20 protein-coding genes and 1 pseudogene are annotated in these 22,164 nt (G+C 59.5%); 15 read left to right on the plus strand and 6 right to left on the minus strand.

Annotated features, from left to right (window positions below; translation table 11 throughout):
- The first annotated feature begins 4 nt into the window (after positions 1-4).
- Entirely contained in the window at positions 5-1,585 is a 1,581-nt protein-coding gene (locus tag ACI2KB_RS26975) for an aldehyde dehydrogenase (NADP(+)) (RefSeq protein ID WP_404639767.1), read from the plus strand.
- Here the strand turns inward: ACI2KB_RS26975 and ACI2KB_RS26980 are convergent.
- Entirely contained in the window at positions 1,575-2,507 is a 933-nt protein-coding gene (locus tag ACI2KB_RS26980; RefSeq protein WP_404639769.1) for a LysR family transcriptional regulator, read from the minus strand. The two genes, ACI2KB_RS26975 and ACI2KB_RS26980, sit on opposite strands and share 11 nt — an antisense overlap.
- A 205-nt stretch (positions 2,508-2,712) precedes the next feature.
- On the opposite strand from ACI2KB_RS26980, the gene ACI2KB_RS26985 reads away from it, so the two are divergent.
- Positions 2,713-3,207, plus strand: a complete 495-nt coding sequence (locus ACI2KB_RS26985; protein WP_404639771.1) for a Panacea domain-containing protein — start codon at positions 2,713-2,715, stop codon at positions 3,205-3,207.
- Positions 3,200-3,553, plus strand: a complete 354-nt coding sequence (locus ACI2KB_RS26990; RefSeq protein WP_404639773.1) for a hypothetical protein — start codon at positions 3,200-3,202, stop codon at positions 3,551-3,553. Before ACI2KB_RS26985 ends, ACI2KB_RS26990 begins: the two co-directional genes overlap by 8 nt.
- 17 nt (positions 3,554-3,570) lie before the next feature.
- Here the strand turns inward: ACI2KB_RS26990 and ACI2KB_RS26995 are convergent, their stop codons facing one another.
- Complete coding sequence (locus ACI2KB_RS26995) at positions 3,571-4,170, minus strand: flavin reductase family protein (RefSeq protein WP_404639775.1); 600 nt, start codon at positions 4,168-4,170, stop codon at positions 3,571-3,573.
- 317 nt (positions 4,171-4,487) lie between these two features.
- Here ACI2KB_RS26995 and aztA point away from each other — a divergent pair, with 317 nt between their 5' ends.
- From aztA to ACI2KB_RS27010, 3 genes are read left to right on the plus strand one after another with little or no spacing between them, the layout of a single operon-like run.
- Positions 4,488-5,240, plus strand: a complete 753-nt coding sequence (aztA, locus tag ACI2KB_RS27000; RefSeq protein ID WP_404639777.1) for a zinc ABC transporter ATP-binding protein AztA — start codon at positions 4,488-4,490, stop codon at positions 5,238-5,240.
- Positions 5,237-6,106 (plus strand): metal ABC transporter permease, encoded by an 870-nt coding sequence (locus ACI2KB_RS27005; RefSeq protein WP_404639779.1) that lies wholly within the window; start codon positions 5,237-5,239, stop codon positions 6,104-6,106. Before aztA ends, ACI2KB_RS27005 begins: the two co-directional genes overlap by 4 nt.
- A 27-nt stretch (positions 6,107-6,133) precedes the next feature.
- Complete coding sequence (locus ACI2KB_RS27010; protein WP_404639781.1) at positions 6,134-7,021, plus strand: metal ABC transporter substrate-binding protein; 888 nt, start codon at positions 6,134-6,136, stop codon at positions 7,019-7,021.
- Positions 7,022-7,224: 203 nt separating this feature from the next.
- Here ACI2KB_RS27010 and mdeB read toward each other — a convergent pair whose 3' ends face one another.
- Positions 7,225-9,921, minus strand: a complete 2,697-nt coding sequence (mdeB, locus tag ACI2KB_RS27015) for an alpha-ketoglutarate dehydrogenase (protein WP_404639783.1) — start codon at positions 9,919-9,921, stop codon at positions 7,225-7,227.
- Positions 9,922-10,043: 122 nt separating this feature from the next.
- On the opposite strand from mdeB, the gene ACI2KB_RS27020 reads away from it, so the two are divergent.
- The 5 genes and pseudogenes from ACI2KB_RS27020 (at position 10,044) to ACI2KB_RS27040 (ending at position 14,334) form a co-directional block, all read left to right on the plus strand.
- Positions 10,044-10,508 (plus strand): Lrp/AsnC family transcriptional regulator, encoded by a 465-nt coding sequence (locus ACI2KB_RS27020; protein ID WP_404639785.1) that lies wholly within the window; start codon positions 10,044-10,046, stop codon positions 10,506-10,508.
- A 93-nt stretch (positions 10,509-10,601) separates the two neighbouring features.
- Complete coding sequence (locus tag ACI2KB_RS27025) at positions 10,602-11,261, plus strand: HD domain-containing protein (RefSeq protein ID WP_404639787.1); 660 nt, start codon at positions 10,602-10,604, stop codon at positions 11,259-11,261.
- A gap of 170 nt (positions 11,262-11,431) precedes the next feature.
- Positions 11,432-12,202 (plus strand): annotated as a pseudogene (locus tag ACI2KB_RS27030) (MCP four helix bundle domain-containing protein); the annotation flags it as partial.
- A 108-nt stretch (positions 12,203-12,310) separates the two neighbouring features.
- Positions 12,311-13,060 (plus strand): methyl-accepting chemotaxis protein, encoded by a 750-nt coding sequence (locus ACI2KB_RS27035; RefSeq protein ID WP_404639809.1) that lies wholly within the window; start codon positions 12,311-12,313, stop codon positions 13,058-13,060.
- Between the two features lie 104 nt (positions 13,061-13,164).
- Entirely contained in the window at positions 13,165-14,334 is a 1,170-nt protein-coding gene (locus ACI2KB_RS27040) for a hypothetical protein (RefSeq protein WP_404639789.1), read from the plus strand.
- 154 nt (positions 14,335-14,488) lie between these two features.
- Here the strand turns inward: ACI2KB_RS27040 and can are convergent, their stop codons facing one another.
- Positions 14,489-15,130 (minus strand): carbonate dehydratase, encoded by a 642-nt coding sequence (gene can / locus ACI2KB_RS27045; RefSeq protein ID WP_404639791.1) that lies wholly within the window; start codon positions 15,128-15,130, stop codon positions 14,489-14,491.
- Positions 15,131-15,272: 142 nt separating this feature from the next.
- On the opposite strand from can, the gene ACI2KB_RS27050 reads away from it, so the two are divergent.
- Positions 15,273-15,686 carry a serine kinase/phosphatase gene (locus ACI2KB_RS27050; protein ID WP_404639793.1) on the plus strand — a complete coding sequence of 138 codons (414 nt, stop codon included), beginning with the start codon at positions 15,273-15,275 and terminating at the stop codon, positions 15,684-15,686.
- 208 nt (positions 15,687-15,894) lie between these two features.
- Here ACI2KB_RS27050 and rimI read toward each other — a convergent pair whose 3' ends face one another.
- Both rimI and ACI2KB_RS27060 read right to left on the minus strand, forming a co-directional pair.
- The gene (gene rimI / locus ACI2KB_RS27055; protein ID WP_404639795.1) at positions 15,895-16,347 is read right to left on the minus strand and encodes a ribosomal protein S18-alanine N-acetyltransferase; all 453 of its coding nucleotides are present in this window, start codon (positions 16,345-16,347) and stop codon (positions 15,895-15,897) included.
- Positions 16,340-17,110 carry an energy transducer TonB gene (locus ACI2KB_RS27060; protein ID WP_404639811.1) on the minus strand — a complete coding sequence of 257 codons (771 nt, stop codon included), beginning with the start codon at positions 17,108-17,110 and terminating at the stop codon, positions 16,340-16,342. The genes rimI and ACI2KB_RS27060 overlap by 8 nt, the downstream gene beginning before the upstream one ends.
- A gap of 183 nt (positions 17,111-17,293) precedes the next feature.
- Between ACI2KB_RS27060 and mksB the strand changes: the two genes are divergently transcribed.
- Genes mksB through mksF form a run of 3 tightly spaced genes read left to right on the plus strand, consistent with a single transcriptional unit; the run spans position 17,294 to position 22,108 of the window.
- On the plus strand, positions 17,294-18,571 hold the full coding sequence (gene mksB, locus ACI2KB_RS27065; protein ID WP_404639797.1) for an Mks condensin complex protein MksB: 1,278 nt from the start codon (positions 17,294-17,296) through the stop codon (positions 18,569-18,571).
- Positions 18,561-19,277, plus strand: a complete 717-nt coding sequence (mksE, locus tag ACI2KB_RS27070; protein WP_404639799.1) for an Mks condensin complex protein MksE — start codon at positions 18,561-18,563, stop codon at positions 19,275-19,277. Before mksB ends, mksE begins: the two co-directional genes overlap by 11 nt.
- Entirely contained in the window at positions 19,274-22,108 is a 2,835-nt protein-coding gene (gene mksF, locus ACI2KB_RS27075; RefSeq protein ID WP_404639801.1) for an Mks condensin complex protein MksF, read from the plus strand. Before mksE ends, mksF begins: the two co-directional genes overlap by 4 nt.
- Positions 22,109-22,164: the final 56 nt, after the last annotated feature.

The following is a 22,164-nucleotide window of genomic DNA, read 5'->3' on the forward strand; positions in this document are numbered from 1 at the left end:
ACACATGCAGATTCTGGGTGAAACGATCATAGGTCAACGTGCGGTACGCGGTCTGGCGGGCGAAGTGTTTGCCATCGCTGCCGCCACAGGTGAGCCGCTGACGCCGGCGTTCGGCGCCAGCACGCTGGAAGACGTCAATGAGGCCTGCGAACTGGCTGAAGCCGCGTTCGACCCTTATCGGCAGCTGGACGACGAACACCGCGCACGCTTTCTCGACGCCATTGCTCAGGGCCTGCTGGACTTGGGCGACACGCTGATCGACCGCGTTCATCTGGAAAGCGGGCTGCCCAAGCCGAGGCTGGAAGGCGAACGGTTGCGCACCGTCAATCAGCTCAAGCTGTTCGCCAGCCTGTTACGTGACGGCCGCTGGCACGGCGCCGTGGTCGATACCGCGCAGCCGGATCGCCAACCGCTGCCTCGTGCCGATCTGCGCCAGCGGCGGATCGGCGTAGGACCGGTAGCCGTGTTCGGCGCCAGCAACTTCCCCTTGGCGTTTTCTGTGGCGGGCGGTGATACCGCCTCGGCGTTGGCGGCGGGCTGCCCGGTCATCGTCAAGGCTCACCCTGCGCACTTGGGCACCAGCGAACTGGTGGCGCGCGTGATTCAGAAAGCCGCCCGCGAGACCGGCATGCCGGAAGGCGTGTTTTCGATGCTGATCGACAAGGACATCACCGTCGGTCAGGCGCTGGTCAGTCATCCGCGGATTCAGGCCGTGGGCTTCACCGGCTCTCGTCGTGGCGGCCTGGCGTTGGTCGCGGCGGCTCAAGCGCGCCCGGTTCCGATTCCGGTGTACGCCGAGATGAGCAGCATCAACCCCGGCTTTCTGCTTCCGGCCGCGCTGTCGGCCCGAGCCGAAACGATTGCCAACGGCTTTGCCGATTCGCTGGTGGTGGGCGCCGGGCAGTTCTGCACCAATCCCGGCATCTTGCTGGCACTGGAAAGCGACGATCTTGAAGTCTTCGTTCGAGCAGCTGCCAAGGCACTTTCCGACAAGACACCAACCACGATGCTGACGCCGAACATCTACGGTGCCTACTGCAATGGGCTGAACAATCTGCACAAGGCTGAAGGCGTGACGCTGGTGGCCGAAGGCCGTGAAGCCGACGGACCTTACAAAGCGCGAGCAGCGTTCTTCCGCACCGACTCTAAAACTTTCCTCGCCAACCCGGCGCTGGAAGACGAAAACTTTGGCCCCAGTGCACTGCTCATCGTGTGTCAGAACGTAGCGGATCTTCAAAAGGTGGCCGCGAAATTCGATGGCCAGTTGACCGTTACCCTGCACTACGATGACGGCGATAAAGCCATCGCCCAAGCACTGCTGCCAATCCTGGAACGCAAGGCCGGACGCATCCTCTTCAACGACTTCCCGACCGGTGTCGAGGTGAGCTATTCGATGGTCCACGGCGGGCCATTTCCGGCGACGTCCGACAGCCGCAGTACGTCGGTCGGCGCCACCGCCATCGACCGATTCCTGCGTCCGATCTGTTACCAGAGCGTGCCGGATTCTCTGCTGCCGCCCGCCTTGCAGCAGAGCAACCCGCTGAAAACCTGGCGTCTGGTCAACGGCCAATTGATCAAGGATTGATCAGCGTCGCCCCTGGCCATGTGCCCTGCTCGACCATGTCAGCGGCACGTTGACGAATGATCTGCGTCACCGCCCACAAACCGTCGGCGGTGACGCGGTTCTTCGGCCAGACAATCGCCACTGTACGGCGAATTTCAGGGTCCCTCAGCCGGTAGCTTTTCAGTCGCCCCGCCTTCACCTCCTCCACCACCGCTGCTTCCGGCAATACCGTGCAGCCGCAATTTTCCAACACCAGACGCTTGGTAATGGAAATCGAACCGTCGCACTCCAACGCAACGTTCGCTGAGAAGCCGTAACGGTTGGCCAACGACTCCACCATCATGCGCAAACCGTGATGGGTGCTGGGCAGAATGAGCGGAATGTCACCCAGATCGCGCACGGCAATCGTGTCGCCGTCGAGCGGGTAATGGGCGGGCGTGATGAGTTGCACCCCCTCACTGAGCAGCGGGTCGAACTGCAACGCGCCGGGATGCTCGGGCAGATAGAGAATTGCGATATCCACCGCGCCATCGCTCAGGCGATTGAGAATGTCGGCTGCCAAACCTTCGATGAAATGCACTTGGGTCAGCGGATAGCGCGCTTTCAACGCGTGCCCGAGACTGCCGAACAGAATACGCGCGATAGTGGGTTGCGCGGCGATGCACAACTTGGCCGGGCCTTGCTCGGCGCTGTCACGCATCGCCCTTTCGGCCTCGATCAGCGTGTCGTTCAGGGTGTTGGCGAATCCCAACAACTGCTGACCTCGCTCGGTCAATGACACACCACGCCCACTGCGGTGAAACAGCCGCACGCCCAACTCGGCCTCCAGTAACCCGACTCTGCGGCTGACCGTGGATTGGTCCGCGCCCAACTCCATCGCTGCGCGCGAGATGCTGCCGTTTTTCGCCACTTGGGCGAAGAGCGCAAGGTCGTCTGAGTTCATTGAGGCTCCCGGTATAAAGGAGTGGTTTAAGGATACGGAGAATTTATCCGATAACTTTCGTTATTGCGGCACCGGATTGCAGCACCTTCCTACAACGCTATCGGCAGTGCTTTACAGAAGTGCCCCACTCGTTTGCATAAAATGCTTGGCGCCCCACCCTGAAAACGCCACCAGCGCCATGAAGGAAGACTGAAAGGAAAGGCACATGCTCAGCAGCGAAGCAGTCGCAAATTACTTCATTCAGAAGTCGTTCGAAAAAGGCGTGGATGTCACGCCCATGAAGCTGATCAAACTGGTGTATATCGCCCATGGCTGGCATCGCGGCTACTTCTCCGAAAGCCTCATCGGCGATGCGGTGCAAGCGTGGAAATATGGCCCCGTAATCCCCGAGCTGTACCGCAAGATCAAGCATCATCGGCGAAATCCTATCGACGCAAGCATTCCTGGCTACGGCATCGCAGGGGATGCAAACAATCCCGTTCCTCATCTGCGCACGTTGGAGCTACTCGACAAGGTCTGGAACATCCATGGCAAGCATGACGGGCTCCAGCTCTCGGCACTGACCCACCAACCCGACACTCCGTGGGACCGTACCTGGCGCCTGGCCGGAGGCGATCAGTATCAAGGGGCAATCATCCCCAATGAGTGGATCGACCAGCACTACAAAGAAAAAATCGAGGCCAGCAAGGCCAATGCCTGACAGTACCGATGACTTGCAAGCAATTGGATCTGCGGACGAAACCTGCTTTTCCACCACATCGCTGAACAAAGCCTACGAAGAAGAAAAAGCACTTGAAGACCCAACGGCCAAAGTCAGAAAGGAAGTCCACGCGCTCACGATCCACGCTCTGCGTTTTGGAGCGGCATTGCTGGCAGCCTTGGTCATCGTCCGGTTCTGGCACATGGCCGGACCGCCCGAATTGCTCGGCCAGCCCACGCGCTGGCTGACTGAAAGCGAACTCCAGTCAATGGACAACATGCTGTTCAGCAGCGCGTTTGGCGGCCTGATACTGGGCTACCTGCGCCAGACATTGAAGCCCTCGTGAAGCATCGATACAGACGATCAGCGCTCCAATACCTTGCCGACGATCTCATCCCCAATCACCAGAAAATGCCCGCCCGCCACGTGGTGCAACGTGCGCAGTTGATCATGCCCATCAAAATGCCAATGGCCATCCGAGAACACGCGCTCATCCGCCCATGCTGCAACCACTTCGCCAATGAAAAGATCGTACTGATTCTGGTTGTGCGGCTCGGGCATCAAGCGGCACTCGAGCCATGCGGCGCAGCCTTCGAGTAACGGCGCATCGACGACATCACCCGCAAACGTCTGAAGGCCGTACGCCTTGAACTTGTCCAGTTCGCGCTCTTGAGAAATCTCCAAGCCCGACGTCGAGCCAACGGTTTCGACGATATCCACCTGGCTAACCGTGGGCACGTTGATCACGAACGTGCCGGAGCCTTCCAGCAGTTGGCGCGTCCAGACGGATTTATCCAGCACCACCGTGACTTTCGGCGGCTGGAAATCAAGAGGCATCGCCCATGCGGCAGCCATGATGTTGCGCTTTCCATCATGAGCGGCGCTGACGAGCACGGTCGGGCCATGGTTAAGCAGGCGATAGCATTTGGAAAGGGGGACAGAACGACGATGAGCAGCGGACATGGGAACGATCCTGAGCGGAGAAGTCTTTGTCCGGAAATTACAGGGTTTGTCGGAACGGGAAAACATCAGCGCCCCGGAAACCCTCAATCTGTCGCAATCCTGAACCGGCGATAAATAGCCCTTCCCTCTTTCCTGAAAATAGTGATGTAATACTATAACAAAACATTTCAGGCATTCGCTCTCGTGAAACCCGCTCCTCGACGTTCCCCGAACATCGCGACCTCCGCCCTCGCCCAATCCGCAGGCAAACGGGTGCTGATCGCTTTGGCTGTGCTCGCGCTTCTGTGGATTGGCATCGCGTGGGCGGTGGCCATTCCATGAGCGCGGCCATCGATCTGCATGACCTGACCGTGACCTACGAGCGTCGCCCGGCGGTGCATCACGTCAGTGGCCGGTTTGCCGCAGGCAGCCTGACCGCCATTGTCGGGCCCAATGGTGCGGGTAAATCAACCCTGATCAAAGCCATCGCGGGCACCTTGAAACCCGCCGTCGGTCGTGTTGATCGAGGCAGCCTCGCCACCCGCCACATCGGCTATCTGCCGCAGGCCGCCGAGATCGACCGCAGCTTCCCGTTGAGCGTGGCCGACACCGTCATGATGGGCGCCTGGCGCAGCATTGGCGCCTTCCGTGGCGCCACACGCAAACACGCCGAACAAGCGCGAGAAGCCTTGTTGGCGGTGGGGCTGGAAGGCTTTGAGCAACGCAGTATCAGCTCATTGTCGTCCGGGCAATTTCAGCGCGTGCTGTTCGCCCGCCTGCTGCTGCAAGACGCTTCGGTCATCCTCCTTGATGAGCCCTTCACGGCCATCGACGCCCGCACGACTCGCGACTTGCTCAAGTTGATCAGCGACTGGCACGGCCAGGGTCGCACGGTCATCGCGGTGCTGCACGACATCGAACAGGTGCGCCAGCATTTCCCGAGCACCTTGCTGTTGGCCCGGGAAACCATCGCTTGGGGCAATACCGCCGACATCCTTCACGCCGACAACCTGCGCCGCGCCAAGAACATGGCCGAGCACTGGAGCCCTGACGCGCAATCCTGTGCGATCGACGAGGAGGAATCGCTGTGACGCTCTACTCGCTGTTGATCCAACCCTTCATCGAATTCGGCTTCATGCGCCGTGCCCTGATCGGGTGCCTGGCATTGGGCATTGGGTCAGGCCCGGTAGGCGTGTTGCTGATGCTACGGCGCATGAGCCTCGTCGGCGATGCCATGAGCCACGCCGTACTGCCGGGTGCCGCCGTGGGCTTTCTATTCGCGGGCCTGTCGCTGCCCGCCATGGGCTTTGGCGGCTTGATCGCCGGGCTCGCCGTGGCCCTGCTCTCAGGACTGGTGAGCCGTTTTACCACGCTGAAAGAGGATGCCAGCTTCGCCAGTTTCTACCTGACTTCGCTGGCGGCAGGCGTGCTGATCGTGTCGTTGCACGGCTCCAACGTTGACCTGCTGCATGTGCTGTTCGGGACGATTCTAGCCATCGACGATCAAGCGATTTTCATGGTCGGCGCCATCGCCTCGTTCACGCTGATTCTGCTGGCCCTGATCTTCCGCCCACTGATTCTGGAATGCTTCGACCCCGGTTTTCTGCGTGCCGTCGGTGGTCGTGGCTCGCTCTATCACGTGCTGTTTCTGTTGATGGTGGTGCTCAATCTGGTCGCCGGTTTCCAGGCCCTCGGCACCTTGATGGCCGTCGGGATGATGATGCTGCCTGCCACCGTCGCACGTTTCTGGTCGACCTCTCTGACCGGCATGATCGTGATTTCCACCGTGGTTGCCACGCTGTCGGGCTTCATCGGCCTGATCGTGTCCTACCACGCCAGCGTCGCCTCCGGTCCGGCCATCGTCCTGACCGCCAGCGCGTTTTACCTGTTCTCACTGTTCTTTGGACGCAGCGGTTTCTTGCGCCGCCTGTTTCCGAGGGTTCACCTGTCCGGCTGATCGTTCGCTTACCTCAAGGAAAACACCATGAAACGTTTGACGCTTCTGACCGCCGCACTGGCGTTGTCGGGCCTGGCCAACTTCGCCCAGGCAAAAACCCTGGAAACCGTTGCATCGTTCACCGTCATCGCCGACATGGTGCACAACGTGGGCGGTGATCACGTCCACGTCACCTCGCTGATCGGCCCCAATGGCGACCCGCACGTCTACGAGCCGACGCCCAACGACGCGCAGGCACTGAAAAAAGCCGATGTGGTCTTCGTCAGCGGCCTGCATCTTGAGGGCTGGCTGGACCGGCTGATCACCGCTTCAGGCTACAAAGGCGAACCGGTGGTGCTGTCCAACGGCATCATGACCCGCAGCATGGAAGAAGACGGCGAGAAGATCACTGACCCGCACGCGTGGAACAGCGCGGTGAACGGCATCGTTTACGTGAGAAACATCATCAAGGCCTTACAGAAAGCAGACCCGGGCAACGCCGCCGATTACAAAGCCAACGGTGAGAAATACATCGCTCAATTGCAGGACATGGACGCCTACGCTCGCGCCCAGATCAACGCCATCCCTGCCCCGCAACGCAAGGTGCTGACGTCCCACGATGCATTCGGCTATTTCGGTGATGCCTATGGCGTGACCTTCCTGTCACCGCTGGGCTTTTCCACCGAAACCGAAGCCTCGGCGGCTGACGTTGGCAAACTGATCAATCAGATCAAACAGGAACACGTCAGCGCCTACTTTTTCGAAAACTCCAGCGACCCGCGCCTGGTGCAACAGATCGCCAAAGCCAGCGGCGCGCACCCTGGCGGCGAGCTGTATGTGGAATCACTGTCCCCGGCCAACGGCCCGGCTGCGACCTACGTGAAAATGTTTCGCTACAACGTGGACAAGATGACGGCGGCGATGAAGGGTAAGTAAAAACTTTTCTACAATCGTGCACTCTTCCCTGTGGGAGCGAATTCATTCGCGATGGCGTCTGCACCCGCGACATCAACGTCGACTGACACTCCGCTTTCGCGAATGAATTCGCTCCCACAGGATCCCGCGTTTGCTGTGCGACAGTGGCGTCCTTGATATCGCCGCCGCCGGCAAGCCGGACCGCTACAGAGGACCTCATAGGATCAGATATTCCAAGACGCCTCGGCGTCCACCTCAATGCCATACCGCTCAATTACCCGAGCCGCCAATCCCGCGTCGACAAATCCCTGCCGAACCAACGCCGTCACCGCCGCCAGCACGATGTGATACCGATCCACTTCAAAAAAACTGCGCAGCATCGCCCGCGTATCACTGCGGCCAAAACCATCGGTCCCCAACACTGTGTAATCGCTCGTCACGTACGAGCCAATCAACTGCGGCAGCGCCCGCACGTAATCAGAAACGGCCACCACCGGCGCCCCCGCTGGCAAGCACGCATCTAGATGACTGCGGCGTTGAACATCCCCGGGATGCAGGCGGTTCCAACGCTCCACTTCACGCGAGTCTCGCGCCAGCTCGGTAAAACTGGTCACACTCCAGACCTCGCTTTCGATCTGCCAGTCCTGCGCCAGCAACTCGGCGGCGGCAATCGCCTCACGCAAAATCGTGCCCGAACCGAGCAAGCGCACGTTGCCTCTCGCGCCTTCGACGCGTTGTTCGCCAAAACGATACATCCCGCGAATGATCGACGCTTCAACACCTTCCGGCAGCGACGGCTGTGCATAACTTTCATTCATCAACGTCACGTAGTAGAACTCGTCGACATCATGCTCCAGCATTTGCCGCATGCCGTGATCGAGAATGACGGCAAACTCGCCCGCAAACGCCGGGTCGTAGGCGCGGCAGTTGGGTACGGTCGACGCCATCAAATGGCTTGAACCGTCCTGATGCTGCAAGCCCTCACCGCCCAGCGTCGTGCGGCCTGCCGTTGCCCCCAGTAGAAAACCTCGGGCGCGCTGATCCGCTGCCGCCCAGATCAAATCGCCGATGCGCTGAAAACCGAACATCGAGTAATAGATGTAGAACGGCAACATGCGCAGGCCATGGGCTGAATAGCTGGTCGCCGCCGCCACCCAGGAACTGATCGCACCCGCCTCGCTGATGCCTTCTTCGAGAATCTGCCCGTTGGTGGCTTCGCGGTAGCTGAGAATCGAACCGATGTCCTCGGGTTCGTAACGCTGGCCGACGCTGGAGTAAATGCCGATCTGCTTGAACAGGCTGGCCATGCCAAAGGTGCGCGCCTCGTCTGCGACAATCGGGACGATACGCGGGGAAAGAGCCTTGTCTTTGAGCAGGTTACCCAGCATGCGCACAAACGCCATGGTGGTGGACATGTCCTTGCCGTCAGCGTGGGTCGCGAAGCGCGCATAGTCGTCCCGAGAAGGCACAGCCACTGTTTGCGCAGCATTGCGACGGCTCGGCACCGAGCCGCCCAATGCCTCACGCCGTTGTTGCAGATAACGCATTTCCGGACTGTGCGCGTCGGGCTTGAGAAAGCTCAGGTGCTCTGCCTCATCGTCCGTCAGTGGCAGGTGGAAGCGATCGCGGAAATCGAGCAAGGCCTCGCGATCGAGCTTCTTCTGCTGATGCGTCGTCATCTTGCCCTGCCCCGCTTCGCCCATGCCAAAACCCTTTTTGGTCTGGGCGAGGATGACCGTTGGCCGTCCTTTGTGCCGCATCGCTGCATGGTAGGCGGAGAAGATTTTCAGCACGTCGTGGCCGCCCCGTTTGAGCCGGTCGATCTGTTCGTCGCTCAAACCTTCGGCCAGCTTTCTCAGCGACGCGTTTTGCCCGAAAAAATGCTCGCGATTGAAGTGCCCGTCCTTGGCCGCGAATGTCTGGAACTGGCCGTCGACCGTTTGTGACAACGCTCGCACCAACGCCCCATCGTGATCACGGGCGAACAACGCGTCCCAATCGGAACCCCAGACCAGCTTGATCACGTTCCAGCCTGCGCCGCTGAACAGCGCCTCCAGCTCATCAATGATCCGACCATTGCCGCGGACCGGGCCATCGAGCCTTTGCAAGTTGCAATTGACCACCCACGTCAGGTTGTCCAAGCCTTCCCGCGCCGCCAGGGTCAGCGCCGACATGCTTTCCGGCTCGTCCATTTCCCCATCGCCGAACACGCCCCAGACATGCCGCGTCGCGGTGTCCTGCAAACCGCGATGTTGCAAATAGCGCATGAACCGCGCCTGATAAATCGAGCTGATCGGGCCGATGCCCATCGACCCTGTGGGAAATTGCCAGAATTCGGGCATCAACCAAGGATGTGGATAACTCGACAGCCCGCGCGCACCCGCCTTGGGGCCTCCGATTTCCTGCCGGTAATGCGCCAGATCCTGCTCACTCAAACGCCCTTCGAGAAACGCTCGCGCGTATATGCCTGGCGCTGAATGAGGCTGATAAAAAACCAGATCGCCGCCCTGACCGCCCCGAAAAAAATGATTGAAGCCGACTTCGAACAGGTCGGCAGCACTGGCATAGCTGGCGATATGTCCGCCCAGTTCGCCATATGCCTGATTGGCCCGCACGACCATGGCCAGCGCATTCCAGCGCATGACCGACGCCAGACGTTCCTCAATGGCCAGATCGCCCGGAAAGGCGGGCTGTTGTTCGACGGCAATGCTGTTGATATACGGCGTGCCATGGCTCGGTTGCCAGCCAATCGACGGCTCCCGCCCCATGGCGGCCAGCATATCGAGAATCTCGCGAGCCCGCTCAGGGCCGGCGTTGTCCACCAGCGACGTCAGCGCTTCCTGCCACTCGGTCATCTCCACCTGATCGTCATGGTTTTGCGCAGCCACGGCTGCGGGAATACGGATATCGAAATGGCTCATAGACACCTCCGGTTGATTGAGGAAAAGTCTATGCTTCAACACGCAGATTTAATGACCGAACTGCGTACGCAGATGGCTCGCTTGCAGCACAAAAAACTCTAAAAACGAAAAGTGGAAGCACGATGAACTTCGACAGCATCGACCTGAAAATCCTCCGCGAACTTCAACGGGACAGCAGCCTGTCCAACGTCGAACTGGCCAAGCGCGTTCACCTGTCGCCCTCGCCATGCCTGGCGCGAGTCAAGGCACTGGAAGCGTCGGGTTGCATTCGCGAGTACGTTGCGCTGCTCGCCCCTGAGCATCTGGGGCTGCGCCTGAACGTGTTCATTTCCATCAGCCTGAAGGAGCAGAGCCGCGAAGCGCTGCAGAATTTCGAGCGGCGCGTGTGCGAATGCGAAGAAGTGATGGAGTGCTATTTGATGACCGGTGACGCCGACTATCTACTGCGCGTGGTCATGGCCGACATGCAGGCGCTGGAACACTTCATCATCGAACGCCTCTCACCGATGCCCGAAGTCGAGAAAATCCGTTCGAGCCTGTCGCTCAAACAGGTGCGCTACAAGACCGCGCTGCCGCTGAAGTCATGACGTTGAACCTCTCACTTCACGAACCTGCCACGAGCTTGAAGGTCAATCTTCTATGCTGAAACCGGTCGACAGCCTGTATCGAAAGGACTCCCGATGAGCACCCTCTCCTTCTCACCGTTCCAGGATCTCGCCGACAAGCTGATCCCCCACACCGTGGCCGAGCGGACCGATGGCTCTCACGACCTGTCGCACCTTCACCGAGTGTGGAAAAACGTCTGCGCGATCCGCAACAAGGAAGGTGGCGACCATCAGATTCTGCTGGCCGCCACACTGCTGCACGATTGTGTGGCCGTGGAAAAGAACTCCCCGTTCCGCTCCAGTGCCTCCCGTCTGGCCGCCGCCAAAGCGTCGGAGTTGCTGGCCGAAATGGGCTGGGACGAAGAACGCATCGACGCCGTCGCCCATGCCATCGAATCCCACAGTTATTCGGCAGACATCACACCGACGAGTCTGGAAGCGAAAATCCTGCAAGACGCCGACCGCCTCGACGCCCTCGGCATGATCGGCGTCGCGCGCCTGTTCTACGTTTCAGGGCGCATGGGCAGCCACCTTTACGAGCCGACCGACCCACAGGCGAAAAACCGCACGTTGGACGACAAACGCTACGCGGCCGATCATTTCACCACCAAACTTTTCATCCTCGCCGAAGGCTTCAAGACCCAAACCGGGAAGCAAATGGCGCAGATCAGGCATGAGCGAGCGCAGCGTTTTTTGCGGGAGTTTATGGAGGAGGTCGGGGTTGACGTCGAGTGACCGCTCGTCGCCAAACTGCCGTTAAACCACAACAAATCTGAAATATTTCCTCTCGATGTCATAAAGACATCACGGAACGTCTCTATAACCAAGTCTCCGATGACTTCGTCGATGAGATTTGTGCTGTGAAAAGGTTATTGCGTGGGTTGTTCCGTCCTTCGTCCAGGCCGATGTTCTTGCGCCGCTTCCGAATTACTCAGCGTCTGGTGCTGTGTTTCGGCATCACCGCGTCGCTGCTGATGGCCCTTGGCGTTTTCTGTCTGCTGCAAATGCAGAGCATTCGAGATCAGGGTGAGGCGGTGCAAAGTGGGGCGCTGCCGAGCATTGCCATGGCCGACGCAATCGCCATTGACCTGATCAAGCTGCGCGGCGAAAGCGCGCGTCTGATTGCCAATGCCGATGACCCTAGCGCTGCAGTGACCAGCAAGATCAACGTGGAGCAGTTGAAGAACGAAGTGGAAAAAGGCTTCAGCGATTACCTTGCCCACGCCACCGACAGCACCGAACGCGACTCCATCAAGGCGTTGCAGGACGCGTACAACGCTTTCATGCCGGGACTGCATGACGAAATTGCCCTGATCGAGCAGAACAAACTCAATGACGCGCGCATGCTGCTCAACACCACGCTGAGCATGCAGGGCGATTTGATGGACATGCAAGTGCAACTGTTGCGCGAGCTGAACAAGCAGAGCGCGGCAGCAGCCGTCGAAGGCGCCGGGAGCCGTTTCCAGCAGACGCGCATCATTGCCGTCAGCGCGATTGTCGTGGCGTTGGTCCTGACCTTGATGCTGGCCTGGCGTTTGAGCGTGAGCATCATCCGCCCGTTGCGCCAGTCGCTACAGATCGCCAGCACCATTGCCGAGGGCGACTTGAGCCCGCAACCCATTCCCGAGGGTACGGACGAAACCGCACAACTGCTGAAAATGCTGGGCCAGATGCGCGGCAATCTGCACGGCACCATCGACCAGATCTACGCGGCGGCCAGCCAGTTGAGCCAGTCCGTCCAGGAAATGGGCGCGATTGCCGAGGCCAGCGCGAAGAACCTGCAAATGCAGAACGACGAAATCGAACAGGCTGCCGTGGCCGTCAACCAGATGAGCCAGGCGGCCGTCGAAGTCGCCGACAACGCCAGCAACACCTCCACCGAATCCAAGGCCTCGAACGAAGCCGCTGCCGAGGGCCGCATGCGCCTGACCGGCACCATCGATTCGATCAAGGAACTGACCGACAACGTGCTCGACTCCTCCCATCAGGCCGATGGCCTGGCTGAGCGCACGTTGAGCATCAGCAAAATCCTCGAAGTGATTCGCGCCATCGCCAACCAGACCAACCTGCTGGCGTTGAACGCCGCCATTGAAGCCGCGCGTGCAGGCGAAGCCGGCCGTGGATTTGCCGTGGTGGCCGACGAGGTTCGCTCACTGGCTCAACGCACCAGCGCCTCGACCACCGAGATCGAAAGCCTGATCAACGATGTGCAAAAGAGCACCCAAGACACCGCCGAGACTCTGCGCGTGACTGCCGCTCAGGCCAGTCAAACACTGGAACAGGCCGCTGCGACCAGCCAGGCGCTGACCGTAATCATCAGTTCCACCTCGACCATCAGCGACCGCAATATGCTAATCGCCAGCGCCGCCGAACAGCAGGCGCAAGTGGCCAACGAAGTGGATCGCAACCTGAGCAGCATCCGCGACCTGTCAACGCAATCGGCCTCCGGCGCGCAGCAAACGACAGTGGCGAGCAACGCGCTGGCGATGTTAGCGACGGACCTGAATTCGATGGTGCAGCGATTTGTGCTGTGACGCGCTCGGAAAACTTTCTCGTACGGATTCCCAGTCACGTCCTTGTGTTTCATTATCGAAACACGCCCGCTCAGACGGGCGCCCACGCCAACAAGGACATGAGCATGAAGAAAACCGCTGCATTGAGCGCCACCCTCGCTGCACTCACGCTGAGCCTCTACGCCCACGCTGACGTCGACGTCAAACTGGGCAGCAAGGAGCGCGTCACCCGCCTTTTCGCTTATCCCAACAACTGCAACGTCATTTGCTTTCGCGACTGGTCGCTGGAAAAAACGGTCGAGCATTACCTGACGCAAAGCGTGCAGCGCGACGGCTACACGAGCGCCACCGTCCACGTGGTCAACGACACCAACGAGCTTCACGCGAAAATAAGCGGCGTACCGGACGACTATGGCAAACCCCTGACCCAGTTACTGGACGCAGGTGAAAAGGCTTATGACGGCGCGAAAAAGCTCAATGCTGACGGTAAATTTGCCTACAACTGGTACCTCTTCCTGCCACTGGGGATGGCCCTGGAAAATCGCAAAAGCGTCGAACTGCTGCATTTCCCGCCAGATTATTCGCTGACTCAGGCACAGGACTACTTGCGCTCCGCGACCACCGACCGCTGGGCCGCGCTGTTAACCGACAACGGCATTGCGGCTGACCAGACGCCCGCGTTCCAGACCATCATCGACATCGCCCCGATCGCCGCTCCGGCCAACGCAGGCAAGGATCTGGAAGGCGTCTATGGCTATTTCAACGACTACCAGACGACGATGGTCAAGGAAGTCAGCCTGAGCGCCAAGGGCACCTCACTGCCGATGGTGGCATTTGGTGCGCCAGTGCGCAGTTGGTTGAAAGAGCAATACAAAGTCGAAGTGCCCGTTTTGGGCCTGGCAACCATCAGCCCTGTGAGCGGCCAGAACGTTTCGGTCATCGGCTCCAACCACCCGAGCTACATCTGGTACGCTGCGGACAAGAGCAATTACGGTGGTGATGAGACCAAGGCCGACGAAGCCGGTTTGAAGGTCATGGGACAGGACTTGAGCGCGGCGTGCTGGCAGGCGGGAATGGGCCAGAAACCGGACAACGATGCTGCGGCATTGCTCAAACAGTGCACGACCCAATGGCAAGTCACCCAAAAAGTCGAGACCTGCAAGTTGTTCTACACCTCCATCCGCAACCTGACGCCTGATCAGGCGGCAGCGAAGTGCCGGACGGGTTCTGTGGGACGCCAGCTGGATCAACTGCGCAAGCCTCTTCCTGAAATGCTGAAAAAGCCTGCTGCGTAAGATTCCTTGTGGGAGCCGGCTTGCTGGCGAATGCGGTCTGTCCGTTAATCTGTCTAACTGATCCAACGCTTTCGCCAGCAAGCCGGCTCCCACAGGAATTGCGCTCGAACAGAGCCATTGCGTGCACTCTGCCCTGCGCTCGGCCACAGGAGGGTCACTCCCCCAGCGGCCGCAACCGATACTGCGGCGGCAATTGCTCAAACCCGCTGATCGTGACGTCCAAACTCTTCCAGCGACCATCCTTGATGCCATAAATGCAGCCATGAATCGACAGCTTCTGCCCCCGATGCCACGCGTTCTGCACGATGCTGGTATGGCCAACGTTCGCCACCTGCTGGATCACGTTCAATTCGCACAGACGATCGACGCGCTCCTCTTCGGTCGGCAACTGGCTCAACAACTCGCGGTTTTCGTAATACAAGTCCCGAATGGTGCGCAGCCAGCCGTCGATCAGACCGAACTGACGATCCTGCATAGAAGCGCGCACGCCGCCACAGCCGTAATGGCCGGTGACCAGAATGTGTTTGACCTTGAGCACATCGACGGCGTACTGGATCACTGACAGGCAATTAAGGTCCGTGTGAAGGACCACGTTGGCCACGTTGCGATGCACGAACAGGTCCCCCGGCAACATGCCGACGATTTCATTGGCGGGAACGCGAGCGTCCGAACAGCCGATCCAGAGATACTCCGGCGTCTGCTGACGCGCCAGTTTGGCGAAGAAGTCAGGGTCTTCTTCCTTGATCGCGGCAGCCCAACGTTCGTTGTTGTCGAGTAGTTCTTTTAATGCGTTCATGGGAGTGAAACCTCGCAGCGGCGATGAGGGATGCAAGGTACTTCGGATCAACGGCGTTCGCCACTACCGGTCGAGAAGCGGAGTGAATCTTCGGCGAGCCTCCCGGTCCACCCAACAAGACCGCCCACAACGAGGATTCGCCATGAACGACTCACGACGCCCTTTCGGCGCGACGCAACCTGAACCCATCGACGACAACGAAGACCGCATGGGCTCGATGGAGGAACTCAACTTCAACGACAGCAACGAGCCCAGCGGTCGCATCGGCGACATGATTCCCGAGGACGAACTGGAGACCTACATTCCCGAGGAGCGGGTTCGCGAAGCCGGACTGACTGGCGCCTCGACCGACGATCACAACCCGACGGACGATGACATAAGTCCGGAAACGTTGATCGATGAAGACGGCGCACGCTCTCCCCGGGAAGAAGGCGAAGGAGGCCCGGCGGATTTTGATTTGAGCATCGTCGATGAAGACGAAATTGGCGCAGGCGGCGGGCTGGACGAAGAAGAAATGGCCATTTTCGACCCGCTGGATGGCAAGCCGGAGATTTAGGCTCAGAACGCCTGCCGTACGGGAGATTCTATGTTGGCCGGCCAACCGCTTCGCCACCAAGGTGGCTCCCACAAAAATCCGCGCGGGCCCTGAATCACTGGTTCGGCGCACATCCCTATGGAAGCCGGCTTGCTGGCGAATACGGAGCTTCAGCGAAGGATGAGCTGACTGATCCACCGCAAGCCGCGCTGCTACAGGTCAATGTAAGTCATTCAATCAATGTGCAAGCCATCACCAGCGCATCTTCACGCCCCCCGACCGCCGGATAGTAGTCGCGACGCCGTCCTACTTCGTTGAAGCCATAGCGCTCATACAGCCGATACGCCGACTGATTACTGGCGCGCAACTCCAGGAAACATTCACGGCCATTCAGCTCGTAAGCGCGCTTCATCAGCTTGTCGAGCAACAGCAACCCAAGACCCCGGCCCTGGCTTTCCGGCTTGACAGTGATGTTGAGCAGATGCGCCTCATCGATGATCACGTTGATCACCCCGTGCCCCACCTGCTGATTGCCTTCGAACATCAGCCAGATTTCGTAGGACTTGAGCCCGTCCAGAAAAATACCGCGAGTCCACGGATGGCTGAACGCGGCATATTCAATTTTCAGCACCGCATCCAGGTCACTTTCTGTCATGCGGCGAAACGTTACGGCATCACTCATTTACGCTCTTCCAACGCCCCATCAGCTTGCGCATGGCACGCCAAACGTCGGCCTTGCGCTGAGGCTCGTCCATCAACAGTTCCAGACCCGGCAGCGCCCAGGCCAACCCCAGACCGTCGATCTGGAGTTCTTGATTGTAGGATTCGGCATCAGACTCTCCGGCAAAACGTATCGCCGGAAGTCCGATCAGCCACAGACAGGTGCAAGGCACTTCTTCGACACGGGCGTAGAGAAACCCTTGAACGAAATCCCGAGCGGCATCCGGCCCCTGATCCATATTCCCCCGCACCAGCAAAGGCCAGCGCACAGGCTCGCCAATGATCTGCGGGCTGTCGGGAAGACCGGCGGCACGCAGCATGTCCTTGAGCAACAGGTAGGAAGGGTCGCGACTCTGAAACGGCTCACCCGTAGCCAGTTCGACCAACAACAGGCAATTGCCCGCGCGCAGCAATTGCAGCGCGAACCGTGGCGGTGGAACCACTGGAGCTTTGGCCACGACCGGCGCGGCGTCCTCGTCCGTGGCGGCTTTGACAGGCGGTTTGGCGGCTGAAGACGGGCGCGGGACTTCGATCTTGGGGCGCTCAACGGTGCGGGTAACAGGCGCAGGATTTGCCGTCCCGACGTCGTTGTTCCCCTGAACGGGCGTCACCGAACACGTTATTTCCTCAACGTCATCAAACACCGGCAACGGCGCAAGCAGTTCCGGACGCGAAGGCGCGGCAAAAGGCAGTTCGGTGCGCGGCAGCCAACTGACCACCTGCATGGCGGACAAAAAGGCGCGGCGGCGAGGCTCGTTGAGCAAGGGACAGCCACCTGTGGATAAAGTCAGGACGGGGATTCTACAGGCCTTCGACGAATCACGCCGCAGTTGATCGACTGAGGGTGAAAACCAACCGCTGCGATGCAGTACAATTGCCGCTTTTATTTGCCAACCAGCGGCCATCCGATGATCGAACCTAAGCGCGTTCTGCGCGCCCTTGCCGAACACTGGGCGCTTCTTGAGCCACTGTGCGAGCACTTCGACCAAGGCACCCTGAGCCTGAGCGAACTGCGTCTGCAACTGGCCGCCCAGCAACTGGAAAGCACACCGCAGGACATCACAAACCTGCTGGACGTGTGGATTCGCCTCGACATTCTGGTTCCCGTGGCCAAAAGCCCGAACCGTTTCGAATTGAATGCGCAGATTCACGACTTCCTGTCGTATCTGCGCCGTGAGCACCGTCTGGGCCTGTGCCTGGAGATCGAAGCCTATCTGCGTCACCTGGAGCGGCTGGCCGGTTACATCCAGGAAGCCTTCGAAGCCCGCGATGCCAACGACCTCGCTCGCCAGTTGCGCCTGCTCGACATGCGCGTGCGCGACGTCCTGAAAAAGCTCGCCAACGACGAACAGGCCCTGGTTTCAGTAGCTGAACGCGCCAAAACAAGCGACCGGCAGATTCCGTTGCGTCAGCGCTACGCGGAAGTGCTCGCCACTTGGGACGAATACGTCGAGCCAATGATCCAACTGGTAAACGCCGACGGTGCCTTCGAGCAAGGCGTGCGCAAGGTCGAAAACGTGCTGCTGCGCATGCTCACCGACCAGCAACGCCTCGGGCATCTGGTCGACGACGACATGCTGCTGCGCACCCACGCGCGAATCCTTGAAATGCAGACAAGCGCACAACTGACCCTGCGTCATGCCCGCGAACTCTTGCTGCCATTGCGCGAAGAGGCTCGTCGCCATAACGCGGTGACCCGTGGCGCCGCGCTTGCCCTGTCGGCCATCCGTCGAAAAGGCATCGACGCCGTGCCACAAGCGGCCATGCCGATGTTCACGCGTCCGCAAAGTACCTTTCTCGGTAGCGCGAACCAGGTCGAGGCCTACGTGTATGCGCTGGCGCGCTTCGAACCCAAACCTGCACGTTTCCCCAAAGCCAGCGTCACCCGCAAGGGCGAGCCGCCTCGGGCGCCGCGCACGGTCAAGGAGATGGTCGAGCGTTGCGAGGAGGCCCTGCCGATGCCGGACTTGATGGTCTGGCTGCTGGAGCAGGAGCCGACCGGCGCAACCGATGAGTTGCTGTACTGGTTCTCGCGGCTATCCCGTGAAAAACGCTTCAAACGCGAGCGTCTCGAACGCCGCGAATACCTGACCCAGGAGCACCGCGTCAGCCTGCGCTCCTTCGCCCTGCTCTCTAGCAAAGACGCCACCCCAGAGAATTCCGAGGGCACCGCCCATGCATCTTGATTTATCCGAAATGTCACAGCTCGCGCCGATCTTTCGCGAGCTGTTCAAGGGTTACCACATCAGCCGCCGCGACCCTGAGCTGTACGCTCAGTTGTCCAACGCGCAGGACCAGTACCGCACGCTGTTCAAGGCGCTGGGCTTCGAGCTGATCTGCGACACTCGCGGCTTCTACTATTTCGTGCCGGAACTGGCCGCCGCGCAGGTCAACAAGACTGCACAGCGTCTGGCGCTGTTCACTTTCATTCTCGTCGAACACCTGGCGGATCAGGGCCGCGACCCGGTCGCAGTGCTCGACGGTGGCAGCCTGGGCCGTGATGAACTGCCATCGCTGCTGGAGAAATACCGCGACCTGTTCCTGCAGGCCGAAGTGCAGACTCAGGAAGAGCTGGAAGAGAAGATCATGCGCCGCATGACACAACTCGGCTTTGCTTCGGAGGAAGTGGGCATCTACCGCTTCCTGCCGCCAATGCACCGTTTCCTCGATGTCTGCCTGTCGGTTCAGCAGGACCGCGACCTGGCTGCAAGCCTGCACAGCGATCTGCCGTTGCCGACGCCGGTGCTGATCGACGACGACAGCGACGAAAAACTGCTGCAAACCGACGACCCGCTCGATCTGACCGAATTTGAAGAAGCCGACGAAGCAGAAGAAACCGAAGAGCAGGCCTTGGCCCGCGCGATCGCCGAAGAACAGGAGCTTGATGCATGACTCAGGAACGCTACGGCATCCGCCGCTTCGCCCTGCTCAACACGGCCGGTTACAGCTTGGGGTTGTTTCCGCTGGAACACCCGTTGTCGGTCTACGGCGCGAACAACTTGGGCAAGAGTGCGTCGATCAACGCGCTGCAATTCCCGATTCTGGCGCGCATGTCAGATATGTCCTTCGGCAAGTACAGCCTCGATCAATCGCGTCGCTTCTACTTTGCCTCGGACACCAGTTACATCCTCGTCGAAGTCGCCTTGCCCCACGGTCCTCACGTCATTGGCGTGGTCGGTCGCGGCCCGGGTGGTGGCTTCGGTCACCAATTCTTTGCCTATGCGGGCAAACTGGATCTGGCTCACTACCAGAAGAACGACACCTGTCTGCGCCAGAAAGAGCTGTTCAGCAATCTGGAAAGCCAAGGCCTGAAAGCCTACGAACTCAAGCCTGATGAGTTGCGCCGTTTGCTGGTCGGCGGTCACACCTCGATTCCGCTGGACCTGACACTGATCCCGCTGCGCTCCACCAGCGAGCAAAGCCTGAAGACCTTCCGCGCACTGTTCATCAACCTGCTGCACATGCGCGAAATCACTGCGGCCAAGCTCAAGCAACTGTTCCTTGATGCCTTCGAGCACAGCCTGCGTTCGGGCAGCGTCGATTACATCGCGGCGTGCGAAGAAGCCTTCCGTGATGTACGTCGCATGGAACAGGACTACAACGCGCTGGTGCTCGCTGGCCCACTGGTCGAGGCCTTGGCCAACGGCGTGAAACAACGCGACATCCTGCGTGGCAAGCTGCATCGTCTGTCGCCACTGCTCGACTCTTTGCTCGGCACTTGGCAGGACTACTCCAACGCACGCAAGGAAGAGCTGGTCATTCAGGCCGAGCACTACCGTGGCGAGCAGGACGCTCTGCAAAACGACCAACGCGGCAGCACTCAAGAACTCATGCGTCTGGAGCGTGAGATCAGCAACATTCAGCGTTGGATCGGCGAACTGGCCGTCCTGAAAAACCGCTTTGCGCTGGTGGACGATGTACGCGTGCTGGAACAACAACTGCTGGCCGCCAAAGACGCTCACGATGAATTGGCAGGCGCGCTGGCCCAGTCTCGTCAATTCAGCGCCGAAGACCTGGACGAGCGCCTGCGCGATCTGGAAAAGCGCCTGAAATCGGTAAAACAACAACTCGATCACGCCGACAACAACAGCTATGCCCGTCTGCGCGAAGAGTTTTCGCAACCGGACGTCGAGCGCCTGATGCGCCTGTTCAATAGCGCGTTGTTCAGCCTGCCATTGGGCGAGCAAGGCATTGCGCTGGACGACAGCGACGCGTGGGTCAAATCCCTTGAAGCGATTCTCGATGGGTTCAAGGGTGAGCGCTTCGAAGTGCCGGGGTTGTCGATCAACTTGTCACACATTGAGCCGCCTGCGTTGCAAGCCCTTGCTGACCGCGCGGCATTACGTGATCAGAAAGAGCGTCTGGAAAAAGAACTCAAGCAACTGAAAACCCAACAAGCCGTCGCAGCTGACCGGGCGGCGAGCAAGACCCAGACCGAAGCGCTTTATCAACAAGTGCTGGATGCGCAAAAGGCGCTGGAAGACTTCCGCCGCACCCAGACTTTGAGCGCTGAAGAAGGCGAGAAGCTGGAACAACTGGCGCAGATGGAAGCCGCGCAGGACGAACTCAAGCGCTCCAGCGATGCGTTTACCGAGCGCGTCCAGCAACTGTCGGCCAAATTGCAATTGGTCGGGCGTCAGATCGGCGATCTGGAGTCCAAGCAACGCACGCTGGATGACGCACTGCGCCGTCGTCAGTTGCTGCCTGCGGACCTGCCATTCGGCACGCCATTCATGGAGCCAGTAGATGACACGTTGGACAATCTGCTGCCGCTGCTCAATGACTATCAGGACAGTTGGCAAGGCTTGCAGCGTTGTGACGGCCAGATCGAAGCGCTGTACGCGCAGGTGCGCCTGAAGGGCGTGGCCAAATTCGACAGCGAAGACGACATGGAACGCCGTCTGCAACTGCTGATCAACGCCTATGCGCATCGCACTGACGAAGCGCTGACCCTCGGTAAAGCCCGTCGTGCAGCAGTGACGGACATCGCGCGGACATTGCGTAACATCCGCAGCGACTACGACAGCCTTGAACACCAACTGGCGTTGTTCAACCGCGAAATCAACCGTCGTCAGGTTTCCAATCTGGAAAGCTTCCGTATCGTACTGGCTCCCAACAAGGAAGCGCTCAAGCATATCGATCAGATTATCCACAGCGCCGGTCAGTACGAAGAAGGCGAGACGCTATCGGTGTTCGATCTGAGCCAAAGCGCAGAACAAGACAACAAGAACGAAGAAGCCAAAGAGTACCTGGCGCGCCTAGTAGCCGCGAACCACAACCAACTGGGTCTTAAAGACCTGTTCGAATTGGCGTTCGAGATAACCAAGGTCAACAGCCAGCCGGTTATCCACACCGACATCGATGGCGCGGCGTCCAACGGCACCACCATGACCATCAAGGCATTGACCAACATGTACTTGTTGCTGCACTTGATGGACCGCGATCTAGCAGGCCGTGTACGCCTGCCGTACTACCTTGATGAAGCGGCGGACATCGACGAGCGTAACCAGTCGGCGCTGCTGGAAACCAGTCTACAACTAGGCTTCGTGCCGATCCTGGCGAGCGTTAAGCCTCAGGTCTCCGCCCATGTGGCCATCGACCTGGAAGGCGGCAGTGGTCCTGCCGGTATCTATATTGATGAAGCTGACTGGAAGTACATTCGTCGTCGCGATGAAGTGAGTAGCGTGAAGGCTGTTGAAGTAGTGGAAGAAGCGGCTGAATAAGCTGGTTTGAGCGATAACAAAAAGCCCCGCAGCGATGCGGGGCTTTTTTATGCAGT

It is taken from the genome of Pseudomonas sp. NPDC088444, assembly GCF_044900175.1.
Taxonomy (GTDB): Bacteria; Pseudomonadota; Gammaproteobacteria; order Pseudomonadales; family Pseudomonadaceae; genus Aquipseudomonas.

What these genes read in the sequence shown, in the direction of transcription:
- ACI2KB_RS26975 (WP_404639767.1), top strand. Translation starts at nt 5, where the DNA reads ATGCAGATTCTGGGTGAAACGATCATAGGTCAACGTGCGGTACGCGGT.
- ACI2KB_RS26980 (WP_404639769.1), bottom strand. Translation starts at nt 2,507, where the DNA reads ATGAACTCAGACGACCTTGCGCTCTTCGCCCAAGTGGCGAAAAACGGC.
- ACI2KB_RS26985 (WP_404639771.1), top strand. Translation starts at nt 2,713, where the DNA reads ATGCTCAGCAGCGAAGCAGTCGCAAATTACTTCATTCAGAAGTCGTTC.
- ACI2KB_RS26990 (WP_404639773.1), top strand. Translation starts at nt 3,200, where the DNA reads ATGCCTGACAGTACCGATGACTTGCAAGCAATTGGATCTGCGGACGAA.
- ACI2KB_RS26995 (WP_404639775.1), bottom strand. Translation starts at nt 4,170, where the DNA reads ATGTCCGCTGCTCATCGTCGTTCTGTCCCCCTTTCCAAATGCTATCGC.
- aztA (WP_404639777.1), top strand. Translation starts at nt 4,488, where the DNA reads ATGAGCGCGGCCATCGATCTGCATGACCTGACCGTGACCTACGAGCGT.
- ACI2KB_RS27010 (WP_404639781.1), top strand. Translation starts at nt 6,134, where the DNA reads ATGAAACGTTTGACGCTTCTGACCGCCGCACTGGCGTTGTCGGGCCTG.
- mdeB (WP_404639783.1), bottom strand. Translation starts at nt 9,921, where the DNA reads ATGAGCCATTTCGATATCCGTATTCCCGCAGCCGTGGCTGCGCAAAAC.
- ACI2KB_RS27020 (WP_404639785.1), top strand. Translation starts at nt 10,044, where the DNA reads ATGAACTTCGACAGCATCGACCTGAAAATCCTCCGCGAACTTCAACGG.
- ACI2KB_RS27025 (WP_404639787.1), top strand. Translation starts at nt 10,602, where the DNA reads ATGAGCACCCTCTCCTTCTCACCGTTCCAGGATCTCGCCGACAAGCTG.
- ACI2KB_RS27035 (WP_404639809.1), top strand. Translation starts at nt 12,311, where the DNA reads ATGCAGAACGACGAAATCGAACAGGCTGCCGTGGCCGTCAACCAGATG.
- ACI2KB_RS27040 (WP_404639789.1), top strand. Translation starts at nt 13,165, where the DNA reads ATGAAGAAAACCGCTGCATTGAGCGCCACCCTCGCTGCACTCACGCTG.
- can (WP_404639791.1), bottom strand. Translation starts at nt 15,130, where the DNA reads ATGAACGCATTAAAAGAACTACTCGACAACAACGAACGTTGGGCTGCC.
- ACI2KB_RS27050 (WP_404639793.1), top strand. Translation starts at nt 15,273, where the DNA reads ATGAACGACTCACGACGCCCTTTCGGCGCGACGCAACCTGAACCCATC.
- rimI (WP_404639795.1), bottom strand. Translation starts at nt 16,347, where the DNA reads ATGAGTGATGCCGTAACGTTTCGCCGCATGACAGAAAGTGACCTGGAT.
- ACI2KB_RS27060 (WP_404639811.1), bottom strand. Translation starts at nt 17,110, where the DNA reads ATGCAGGTGGTCAGTTGGCTGCCGCGCACCGAACTGCCTTTTGCCGCG.
- mksB (WP_404639797.1), top strand. Translation starts at nt 17,294, where the DNA reads ATGATCGAACCTAAGCGCGTTCTGCGCGCCCTTGCCGAACACTGGGCG.
- mksE (WP_404639799.1), top strand. Translation starts at nt 18,561, where the DNA reads ATGCATCTTGATTTATCCGAAATGTCACAGCTCGCGCCGATCTTTCGC.
- mksF (WP_404639801.1), top strand. Translation starts at nt 19,274, where the DNA reads ATGACTCAGGAACGCTACGGCATCCGCCGCTTCGCCCTGCTCAACACG.